General features: G+C 71.5%; 12 protein-coding genes. 1 reads left to right on the forward strand and 11 read right to left on the reverse strand.

Annotation, left to right across the window (positions count from 1 at the left end; all coding sequences use genetic code 11):
* Window positions 1-2: 2 nt before the first annotated feature.
* From CJ226_RS01335 to CJ226_RS01385, 11 genes are read right to left on the reverse strand one after another with little or no spacing between them, the layout of a single operon-like run.
* The gene (locus tag CJ226_RS01335; RefSeq protein WP_102208099.1) at window positions 3-2,066 is read right to left on the reverse strand and encodes a flagellar biosynthesis protein FlhA; all 2,064 of its coding nucleotides are present in this window, start codon (window positions 2,064-2,066) and stop codon (window positions 3-5) included.
* The gene (locus CJ226_RS01340) at window positions 2,063-3,154 is read right to left on the reverse strand and encodes a flagellar biosynthesis protein FlhB (RefSeq protein WP_102208100.1); all 1,092 of its coding nucleotides are present in this window, start codon (window positions 3,152-3,154) and stop codon (window positions 2,063-2,065) included. Before CJ226_RS01340 ends, CJ226_RS01335 begins: the two co-directional genes overlap by 4 nt.
* Window positions 3,151-3,912: a flagellar biosynthetic protein FliR gene (locus CJ226_RS01345; RefSeq protein WP_071327509.1), complete on the reverse strand. Its 762-nt coding sequence runs from the start codon at window positions 3,910-3,912 to the stop codon at window positions 3,151-3,153. Before CJ226_RS01345 ends, CJ226_RS01340 begins: the two co-directional genes overlap by 4 nt.
* Window positions 3,913-3,916: 4 nt before the next feature.
* On the reverse strand, window positions 3,917-4,189 hold the full coding sequence (gene fliQ, locus CJ226_RS01350; RefSeq protein WP_025104366.1) for a flagellar biosynthesis protein FliQ: 273 nt from the start codon (window positions 4,187-4,189) through the stop codon (window positions 3,917-3,919).
* Window positions 4,186-4,995 (reverse strand): flagellar type III secretion system pore protein FliP, encoded by an 810-nt coding sequence (gene fliP / locus CJ226_RS01355; protein ID WP_062635800.1) that lies wholly within the window; start codon window positions 4,993-4,995, stop codon window positions 4,186-4,188. The genes fliQ and fliP overlap by 4 nt, the downstream gene beginning before the upstream one ends.
* Entirely contained in the window at window positions 4,992-5,486 is a 495-nt protein-coding gene (locus CJ226_RS01360; RefSeq protein ID WP_308409678.1) for a flagellar biosynthetic protein FliO, read from the reverse strand. The genes fliP and CJ226_RS01360 overlap by 4 nt, the downstream gene beginning before the upstream one ends.
* Complete coding sequence (gene fliN / locus CJ226_RS01365; protein ID WP_025104363.1) at window positions 5,483-6,142, reverse strand: flagellar motor switch protein FliN; 660 nt, start codon at window positions 6,140-6,142, stop codon at window positions 5,483-5,485. Before fliN ends, CJ226_RS01360 begins: the two co-directional genes overlap by 4 nt.
* The gene (locus CJ226_RS01370) at window positions 6,139-7,059 is read right to left on the reverse strand and encodes a flagellar motor switch protein FliM (RefSeq protein WP_102208392.1); all 921 of its coding nucleotides are present in this window, start codon (window positions 7,057-7,059) and stop codon (window positions 6,139-6,141) included. Before CJ226_RS01370 ends, fliN begins: the two co-directional genes overlap by 4 nt.
* Window positions 7,060-7,108: 49 nt before the next feature.
* On the reverse strand, window positions 7,109-7,918 hold the full coding sequence (locus tag CJ226_RS01375; protein WP_102208102.1) for a flagellar motor protein MotB: 810 nt from the start codon (window positions 7,916-7,918) through the stop codon (window positions 7,109-7,111).
* Complete coding sequence (locus tag CJ226_RS01380; RefSeq protein WP_025104360.1) at window positions 7,915-8,730, reverse strand: motility protein A; 816 nt, start codon at window positions 8,728-8,730, stop codon at window positions 7,915-7,917. Before CJ226_RS01380 ends, CJ226_RS01375 begins: the two co-directional genes overlap by 4 nt.
* Window positions 8,730-8,984, reverse strand: a complete 255-nt coding sequence (locus CJ226_RS01385) for a flagellar FlbD family protein (protein WP_062635808.1) — start codon at window positions 8,982-8,984, stop codon at window positions 8,730-8,732. Before CJ226_RS01385 ends, CJ226_RS01380 begins: the two co-directional genes overlap by 1 nt.
* 218 nt (window positions 8,985-9,202) lie before the next feature.
* Between CJ226_RS01385 and CJ226_RS17950 the strand changes: the two genes are divergently transcribed.
* A partial coding sequence (locus CJ226_RS17950; RefSeq protein ID WP_257996434.1) for a M23 family peptidase occupies window positions 9,203-10,261 on the forward strand: 1,059 nt, incomplete at its 3' end.

Raw genomic sequence — 10,261 nt, forward strand, 5'->3', positions numbered from 1 at the left:
GTTCAGCCTACTGGTGCGGCGGGGGCCGCCCCGAGCGACGCGGTGGAGGAGTCGCGGACCACGCCGATCGTCTCGATCGTCAGCGATGCGGACGTCGCCTCGGTGTAGGAGAGGACGGGGAGGCCGTCGGTCTGGGCCGACACGAGCCGTCGCACGGCCGGACGCAGCGAGGGGGCGCACACGAGCACCGGTTCACCGCCATCCGTCTGCGCGGCCACGGCCTGCTTCACCGACGCGATCACCGCTTCCATCCGCGGCGGGTCGAAGACGATCTGCGAGCCCTCGTCGCCGGGGCGGAGACTCTCCAACATCGCCTGCTCCAGCAGCGGGGCGATCATGACGACCCGGAGGGTGCCGTCCTCCGCGAAGCGGGAGGCGATGGCCGGCCCCAGCGCGGCACGGGCGGCCTCGATCAGTCCCTCCGGGTCGGTCGAGACCTTGGCACGCAGCGCGAGCGCCTCGTAGATGCGGCTGAGGTCGTTGATCGGCACACGTTCGGCGAGCAGCCCCTGCAGCACGCGCTGCACCTCCGCGAGCGACAGCAGCGCGGGGGTGAGCTCCTCGACCGCCGACGGCGAGACCTGCTTGAGCGCGTCGGTGAGCTGACGCACGTCCTCCCGGGTGAGCAGCCGGGCGGCGTGCGTCTGGATGACGCTCGACAGGTGCGTGATGATGACACTCGCCCTGTCGATCACGGTGGCCCCGGCGAACTCCGCGCTGTGCCGCATCTCCATCGGGATCCACTTGCCCTCGAGACCGAAGACCGGGTCCAGGGCGGCGGTCCCCGGCAGGCTGTCCAGTCCCTGTCCGAGAGCGAGCACCGATCCGGTCGGCGCGGTGCCCCGCCCGGTCTCGACGCCCGCGATGCGGATGACGTAGGTCGCCTGGGGGAGCTCGATGCTGTCCCTGGTGCGCACGGGCGGGGTGACCAGACCGAGGTCGAGCGCGATGCGCCGCCGCAGCGCCTTGACCCTCGCGAGGAGGTCGTCGGGGCCGCCGGTGACGAGATCGACGATGTCCGGGGCGAGGAGGATCTCGAGGGGGTGCACCCGCATGCGCTCGATGAGCTCCTCGGGCTGGTCCACCGGCGCGGGAGCGGGTGCCTGCGCCGCCTCCGCCTCCTCCCGCTTGCGGGTCGCGGTGATGCGCTGGGCGATGAGCAGCAGCAGGGCGCCGATCACCAGGAAGGGGAGCATCGGCATGTGGGGGATGAGCGCCATGACGATGGCCGCGCATCCCGCGATGATGAGGGCGTTGCGCGACTGGCCGAGCTGCGTCGACGCCGCCGATCCCATCTCGGCCTCGGCGGTCGAGCGCGTGACGATCATGCCGGTCGAGACCGCCATGAGCAGCGCGGGGATCTGGGTGACGAGACCGTCGCCGATCGTGAGCAGGCTGTAGGTGCTCACTGCCTGGTCGATCGACATGCCGTGCTGGACGAGGCCGATCGCGATGCCGCCGACGAGGTTGATGATGATGATCACGAGTCCGGCGATCGCGTCGCCCTTGACGAACTTCGAGGCGCCGTCCATCGCACCGTAGAAGTCGGACTCGGCGGCGACCTCCGCCCGGCGCTCGCGGGCTTCGGTGTCGCTGATGAGGCCGGCGTTGAGGTCGGCGTCGATGGCCATCTGCTTGCCCGGCATCGCGTCGAGCGTGAACCGGGCGCCGACCTCGGCCACGCGCTCTGCACCTTTGGTCACCACGACGAACTGGATGACGACGAGGATGAGGAACACGACGGCGCCGATGATGAGCGAGCCGCCCACCGCGATCGCCCCGAACGCCTCGATCACCTGTCCCGCGTACGCCTCGCCCAGCACGAGGCGGGTGGAGGCGACGTTGAGCCCGAGCCGGAACAGCGTCGCCACGAGCAGCAGCGAGGGGAACACCGAGAAGTCGAGCGGCTTCTTCACGAACATGGACGTCAGCAGGATCACCAGCGCGAACATGATGTTGAGGATGATCAGCACGTCGAGCAGGAACGGCGGCACCGGGACGACGAGCAGCATGATGATGCCGACGACGCCGATCGGCACCCCGAGCGTGGTGAGGAGCTTCTTCATACGGTCCTCCGGTAGGGGAGCGAGTGGATGCCGCGGGCGGCGCCTCGGCGCCGCAGCGCGTCGACGAACACGAGGACCCGTGCCACGGCGTTGTAGAGGTCTTCGGGGATCTCCTGGCCCAGCTCGCACGCGGCGTGCAGTGCGCGGGCGAGGCTGATGTCGCGGACGAGGGGGACGCCGGACTCCAGCGCCTTCTCACGGATGCGCTCGGCGATGACGCCGCTGCCCTTCGCAACGACCCGCGGGGCGGAGGTGCCGGGGTCGTATTCGAGCGCGATGGCGATGTGCGTGGGGTTGACAACCACCACGTCGGAGCCGGCGACCGCGGCGATCATGCGGTTGCGGCTCACCGCGAGCTGACGCGACCGGCGCTGCTGCCGGATGAGCGGGTCGCCCTCGGAGTTCTTGTTCTCGTCGCGCACCTCGCGCTTGGTCATGCGCGTGTGCTTGCGGTTGCGGCGCATCACGACGAACATGTCGATCGCGGCGAGCACCAGACCCACGGCGATCGCGGTCTGCAGCAGTGCCGCGGTGCCGTCCGCCGCGGTGCCGAGCAGCCGGGAGATCGAGTGAGCGCCGCTCGCCGTGAGCACGGGCATGAGCCCGGAGATGACGACCCACAGGGCGAGGGCGATGGCGGCCGTCTTCAGCAGCGCCTTCGCCCCCTCCCACAGTGCCTGCAAGCCGAACACCCGCCGCACTCCGGAGACGAGGTTGAACTGCTCGTAGCGCCCGGACAGCTTCCGCAGGTGCACGCCGCCCTGCACCACCGCGCCGAACAGCGTCACGATCGCGACCGCGGCCAGCAGCGCGCCCAGCGTGGGCAGCACCGAGGCGAGGGCCCGCCCCAGGGCGGCGAGGGCGGCTTCCGGAGAGGGTGCCTGCATGAGTCCGGCGAGGGTCACCAGCTGCTCGGTGCCGGCGGCGGTCCCCGCGGCGATGGCGGCGGGCATCATCACGGCAGCGGCGCCGATGCCGAGCCACGCCGTGAGGTCCTGGCTCCGGGCGATCCGGCCCTTCTGCCTGGCCTCCCGGAGGTGCTTCTCGGTGGCCTTCTCGCTGCGTTCGCCGCTGTCCGAGCCGCTCACGGTGTCACCCCCTGCATCAGGCGGAACGCCTGGGTGGCGAGGGCGTCGACGATTCCCGGGAACGCGACGTACACGGCGCCCGCGAGCAGGAGCGTGAGGAGGATCTTGACGGGGAAGCCCATCGCGAAGGCGTTGAGCGCCGGCGCCACGCGCGTGATGAGACCGAGCCCGACGTCGGCGAGGAAGAGCACGAGGACCAGCGGGCCTGCGATCTGCACGGCCGCCAGCACCATCTGGGACACCCCGTCCACGAGCAGCTCGGTCGGTCCCGCGACGCGGAAGATGCCGTCGACCGGCACCGCGTCGAAGCTGCGGGCGAGCCCGGCGAGGATGAGCTGATAGCCGCCGGAGGCGAAGAGCAGCGTCAGCGCGGTGAGGTGGAAGAGCCGGGTGAACTGCGCGCCGTTGACCATCGCCGCCGGATCGAAGGCCTGGGCGAGCTGGAAGCCGCCGAACACGTCGATCAGGCTGCCCGCGGCCTGCACCGCGGAGAAGCACAGCAGCACGAGGAAGCCGAGCAGGGCCCCGGTGAGCAGCTGGATCACGAGCGCGCCGAGGAACGGTCCGGTGTCCAGGCTCTCGTACCCCGGCGCGACGGCAGCCCCCACCGCGAGCGACAGTCCGATCGAGAGCATCGCCTTCACGCGCACCGGGATCGCCCCGTACGAGAACGGCGGGGCGATCATGATGAACGCCGTGATGCGCACGGCGGCGAGCAGGGTGGCCTCCAGCCACGCGAAGTCGATCGGGATGAACACGGGCTCATCCGCTCAACAGCGACGGGATGCGGGCGAACATCTCGTTCGTGAAGGCGATGATCTCGGCGATCATCCAGTTCCCCGCGATGAGCAGGGCGATGCCCACCGCGACGATCTTCGGCACGAACGACAGCGTCACCTCCTGCACCTGGGTGATGGACTGCAGCAGCGAGATCGCGAAGCCCACCACGAGCGCGGTGATGAGCATCGGGGCGGCGAGCTTGGCGGCGATCAGCAGGCCCTGGGCACCGATGTCGAGGACGGCTTCGGGACTCATCCCACACCTCCGTAACTCTCCAGGAGCGCTTTGATGATGAGCCCCCATCCGTCCACGAGGATGAACAGCAGGATCTTGAACGGCAGCGAGATCATGACCGGCGGGAGCATCATCATGCCCATCGACATCAGCGCCGCCGCCACGACGAGGTCGATCACGAGGAACGGCACGAAGATCACGAAGCCGATGATGAAGGCGGCCCGCAGCTCCGAGATCATGAACGCGGGGATGAGCGTGTACATCGGCACGCTCGCGGCGTCCTCCGGGTTGTCCTGCCCGGCCATCCGGGTCATCAGCGCGAGGTCCTCCTCGCGCGTGTAGTGCAGCATCCACTCCCGCAGGGGGGCCTGCCCGACGTCCACGGCCTGCGTGAACGTGAGCGCCCCGTCGATGTACGGCTGCACCGCGAGTGTGTTGATCTCGGTCAGCACGGGCCACATGATGAACAGCGAGAGGAACAGCGACAGCCCCGCGAGCACCTGGTTCGGCGGGATCGTCGGGAGGGACAGCGCGTTCCTGGTCATGGCGAGCACGACGAAGATCTTCGTGAACGACGTCATCATCAGCAGCAGCGCGGGGGCCACCGACAGCAGGGTGATCCCCAGGAGGGTGAGGATCGAGCCGGACGGGCCGCCGTCGATGCCGTTGATGTCGATCGTCACGCCCTCGCCGTCGTCCGGGGTGACCTCCGCGTGCGCGGCGGTGCCGGAGAGGGCGACGAGGACGACGGCGAGGAGGATCGCGACCGCGACGAGGACGAGCAGCCGCGAGGCGCGACCGCGATCGACGGCACGGATCGCGGTCATCGTGCGCGCCGGAGGGCCTCGGCGGTCTGCCGCCACGTGTCGGGGGAGAGGATGGAGCCGCGGAGCGGGTCGTTGCGGTGCCGCACGCGGCGACGGAGCTCCGGTGCCGGGCTGACCGCCGGGGGCGCGCTCGTGAGTGCGGCGGCGGCGAGGATGCGGTCGAACTCGGCGTCGTCGGCCGTGCGGGTGGCCGGCGGGCGCCCCTCCTCGGACGCCGCGGGTTCCGCGGGCTCCGGCCGCAGGGGAAGGCGGTCGACCACGCTCACGCCGTGCTCGGTGACCCCGAGCACGTAGCGGGCGTCATCGGTCTGCACGACCACGAGCTGCGCCTTGGGGCCGATGCCCTGCCGCCCGAGCACCGTGATCGCCTCGGCGTCGCGGCGCCGCGCCTGGGTCTTCGAGACCCGGCGCTGCAGGAACCAGAGCAGCCCGAGGACGGCGGCGAGCGACAGCCCGACCCGCAGCGCGAGCAGGAGGTCGTCCAGGGTCAGGCCTCGACGTTCTCGAGGATGCGGGTGATCCGCACCGCGTAGTCCTGGTCGACGACGACGACCTCGCCGTGCGCGATCGTGCGGCCGTTGAGCTTGACGTCGGCGGGGGCGCCCGCGGAGCGATCGAGCTCCACGATGCGACCGGGCTCGAGGTCGAGCACGTCGCGGACGGCCATGCGGGTGCGGCCGATCTCCACCGTCAGCTCCATCTCGACACCCGCGATGCGGTGCAGGCGGCCGTCGGCCCCGGTCGGGCGCGCGGGGCGGTGGGTGATCCGCACGGCGAGGCGGCCGATGATCCGTTCGGTGTGGTCCACGAGGTCGAAGAGCTGGGTCTGCGGGTCGGCGAACACGGCCGAGGCGTCGCCGACCGCGGCCTCGCCGAGCAGGCCCGGACCGAGGGCGGTCGCCGCGGCCTCGAGCGCGTCCAGCAGCCGGTCGGTGAGCGGGCGGTCCCCGAGGCCGTCGACGAGCACGTCGGCGTCGAGGAGCTGCACGGCGAGCTGGGCGCTCGCCTCGCCGACGAACTGCGCGACCACCGCGTCGCCGGTGTCGCCGGACACCTGCGAGGCGCGCGCGGTGACCGGTGCGGCGGTGGGCAGCCGGGCCGCGAACGCGGCGGCGACGGCGGACTCGTAGGCGGTGGTGCTGATCACGCGGACTCCTGAGCGGGGGCGGTTTCGGGGACGGTGGCGGTCACGACGCAGGCGAGCCGGGCGCCCGCGCTGCCGACGGCGGCGGTCGCGACCGTCTGGTCGCCCACGGTGAGGAGCAGGGGACGGTCGGCGGCGTGCGGCAGGGGCAGCAGGTCGCCGACGGCGAGATCGAGCACCTCGCGGGGGAGCACTGTGCGGGGGGCCAGCCGCAGCGCCACCTCGACCGGGGCGGCTTCCACCTGCCGCCGGACCAGTCCCGGGGTCTCGGTGCGGTCGGCGTCGGAGGCGCGTACCGCGAAGCCGGCGAGGACCGACGCGGGGAGCATGATGCTGGCGGGCACCGTCCGGCCGCCGTGGCGCAGCGACAGGCGGGCGACGATCACCGGCTCCCCGGCGGCGGCCACCTGCGCGAACTGGGAGCTGTACTGGATGCCGGCGACGGCCACCCCGGCGGGCAGCAGGCCGTCGAGACTGCCGGTGAGGTGGTCGATGGCGTCGGCGATCAGCGATCGGATCAGCGCCTGCTCGATGGGGGTGAAGGTGCGGTCCTCGGCGGTGGACGTCGATCGCCCTCCCACCATCTGCACGATCCACGAGGTCGCGGTCGGGATCGGCACCTGGACGATCATGCGCTCGTCCGAATCGGGGAGCGCGCACACGATCATGGTCGTCGTGGTGGGAAGCGACTGCGCGTACTCGCCGTATGTGAGCATGCCGACGTGCTCGACGGCGATGGTGGCGCGCACGTGGATCTTGCCGGAGAGCTGGGCCGACCACTGCCGGGCGAACGTCTCGAACGCGAGCTCCAGGGTGCGGGCGTGCTCGCGCGACAGCGTCGCCGCGCGTCCGAAGTCGTAGACCTCGACGTCGGCGATCGCCGTCTCCGCGCGCGCCCGAGAGCGCACGCCGTCATCCATCACCACGAACCCGACTATCGGGCGGTGAGCGGCGTGCGTTAGGGACGGGTCACGGGGAGGTCTGCGCGGCACCCGCAGCCGGGATCAGCGCTCGCACCTCCTCGCTGGCATCGGAGAGGATGACGATGTCCACGCGGCGGTTCTCCGCGAGCTGCTCCGGCGTGCTGCCCGCAGCGACCGGGCGAGTGTCGCCGAACCCGACGGACTTGAGGTGGGCAGGGGGCAGGCCGGCGGCCTCCACGAGGTAGCGCAGCACCTGCGTGGAGCGCCCGGCGGAGAGCTCCCAGTTGGTCGGGAACGGGGCGACCGAGCCGCGGGCGTCGGCGTGCCCCTCCACCGAGATCTCGTTGGGCGCCGAGACGAGGACCGACCCGAGCGCATCGAGCACCTGGGTCGCGGCGGGGCTGAGGTCCGTGCTGTTGGTGGTGAAGAAGGTCTCCGCGCTCACGAGTCCGATGGTCAGACCGCGCTCGTCGATCGTGAAGGTGACGTCGGCTTCGAGCCCCCGGTCCGCCAGCACCTGGCGCAGGCGCTCGCGGAGGGCGGAGAGCTCGTCGAACTCGCGCTGTGCGGCCTCCAGCCCGGTGTCGGCGAAGTCCTCGCCCTCGTCGTCCACGAGCTCGGGCGGCACGACGACGCCGCTGGTCACATCGATGTCGTCGGAGGGCTCCTGGCCGAAGCCGGTCGCGAGGGACGCGCTCAGGGCCTCGAACTTCTCCTGGTCGACGGTCGACATGGCGAAGAGCACGATGAACATGCACATCAGCACCGTCACCATGTCGAGGTACGACGCCATCCAGCGCTCGTCCGGCCCGCTGTGCTCGGACTCCTGGACGCGGCGTCGGGGGCGCACGCTCATGAGAAGAGGTCCTCGTGCTCGGCCGCCGCCTCCGCCGGCTGCTCGCGGCGGCGGGAGCGGCCGGGGGAACGGTCGGAGACGAGCGCGCTCAGGCGCTCGCGCACGTGCGCGGGGGCGGCACCGGCCTGGACGGCGAGCATGCCCTCCATGAGCACCGTCATGCGCTCGAGCTCCAGCTCGCCCAGACGCTGCAGGCGGCCGCCGATCGGGAGCCAGATGAAGTTCGCCGACAGCAGGCCCCACAGCGTCGCGACGAAGGCGGCGGCGATCATCGGTCCGAGCGTGTCCGGCTTGTCGAGCTTCTCCAGCACGTGGGTGAGGGAGACGACCGTGCCGATGATGCCGACCGTGGGGGCGAAGCCGCCCAGGGTCATGTAGAAGCGCGAGGCGGTGCGGTTGCGGGCGGCCGTGGACGACAGCTCGTCCTCGAGCAGCACGCGGAGGTCTTCCGCGTCGGTGCCGTCGGCGATGCTCTGCAGGGCCTGCCGCAGGAACGGATCCTTCTCCTCGTCCAGCCCCTGCTCCAGCGCCAGGAGCCCTTCGGCGCGGGCCTTCTCCGCGTAACCGACGACCGTGTCGATGGTGCTCTGCGCGGTGCGGCGCTCGCCGCGGAACGCGCGGGGGAGGGACTTCACGGCGTGCAGGGCGTCGCGCAGCGTGCCGCTGGCCAGCCCGACCGCGATCGTGGCGCCGAAGACGAGCACCATCGGTGCGGGCAGGAGGAGCGACCCGATCGTCGCGCCCTCCAGGTTGATCATGGCGATGAGGGCACCGAACGCGAGGACGAGCCCGAGGATGAGAGACGGATCCATCAGGCGTCCCCTCCCGTGACGGATACGGCGGGAGCGCCGTCCTCGTCGCCGGCTGCGACCAGTGCGGCCGCGGTCGCCAGGACCCCGGCGCGGAAGCGGGTGATCCGGGCGATCACGTCGTCCATCGTCTCCGTGACGACGAAGGTCGCGCCGTCGACCATCATGATCGTCGTGTCCGGCGTGGCCTGGACACGTTCGATCAGGTCGGGGTTCACCGCGAACCGGGAACGGTTCAGGCGCGTGAGGACGATCATGGGCTCCATCCTGGAAAAAGCTCGCCCCGCCCGAGAGCGGGGAACCGACGGCCCGTCCTGGGCTGTCGGAGAGGACTGTCGGCCGGGTGCTGCGCCGCGTTAGCGCGGGCTCGGGACCCGGCGGGATCTTTCTCACGGCGGGCGCGTCGTCGCCGATAGGGACCAGAGGCGGGAGACGATGAGCAGCGGGCGAAGGGAGCCTTGTGCGGGATCGGAACGTGGAGAAGGCCGCGGCGACGGCGGCCGAGGAGTGCGGCTGCGCGCCGACGCCTGCCGAGCGGCGGGCGCTGTGGAGCCAGCCGATCAGTCGCCGCAGTGCCTTCGGGATCGGCGCGCTGGGTGTCGTCGCGCTCGCGGCCTTCGGCGTCGGATCGGGGGTCACGGCCGCGCACGCCGCGTCGTACCCGAGCTGGGACGACGTGCAGCGCGCGAAGAACAATGAAGCGGCCAAGGCGGGCGAGGTCACCCGGATCCAGGGGCTGATCCAGTCGCTGGAGAGCAAGGTCGCGGAGACCCAGGCGGCGGCCCAGGTCGCGTCCGACGAGTTCTTCGAGGCCCAGCAGGCCTACTTCGCCGCGATCACCGAGGCCGACACCCTGCAGGCTCAGGCCGACGAGAAGGCGGCGCTCGCCGACGAGACTGCGAAGAAGGCCGGCCAGATCGCGGCCCAGCTCTACCGCAGCGGCGGCGACGACACCGCACTGGAGCTGTTCTTCGCCGGATCGGGAGCCAACGCCGACGAGCTGCTGTCGCGGCTCGGCACGATGAACAAGTTCCTCGAGTACAACCAGACGACGTACGACAACGCCGTCTCGGCGCGCAACACCGCGCAGGCTCTGACCACACAGGCGCAGGTCGCCAGGGACGAGCGCGACCGTCTGCAGCAGGTCGCCGAGGACAAGATGGTGGCGGCGCAGCAGGCCGCGGATGCCGCCCAGGCAGCGCTCGACGAGCAGGCCGCGAACCTCGAGACGCTGAAGGCACAGCTTCAGGCGCTCAAGGACACCACGACGCAGACGGTCGCCGGCTATCAGGCGGGTGTCGAGGCGCGGCGGCGGGAAGAGGAAGCACGCCGCAAGCGGGAGGCCGAGGCCGCTGCCGCTGCGGCGGCCGCCGCAGCGGCAGCACGCCCCAGCGCCGGGGGTGGCGCGCCGAGCAGCGGAGGCGGGGCGCCGGGCAACGGCGGGTGGGTGCGTCCGCACGGCGGTGCGCGCAGCTCGAGCTACGGTCCGCGCACCCCCATCTGCGGTCCGCAGGGCTGCTCGTCGAGCTTCCAC

The organism is Microbacterium sp. UMB0228 (genome assembly GCF_002871415.1).
Taxonomy (GTDB): Bacteria; Actinomycetota; Actinomycetes; order Actinomycetales; family Microbacteriaceae; genus Microbacterium.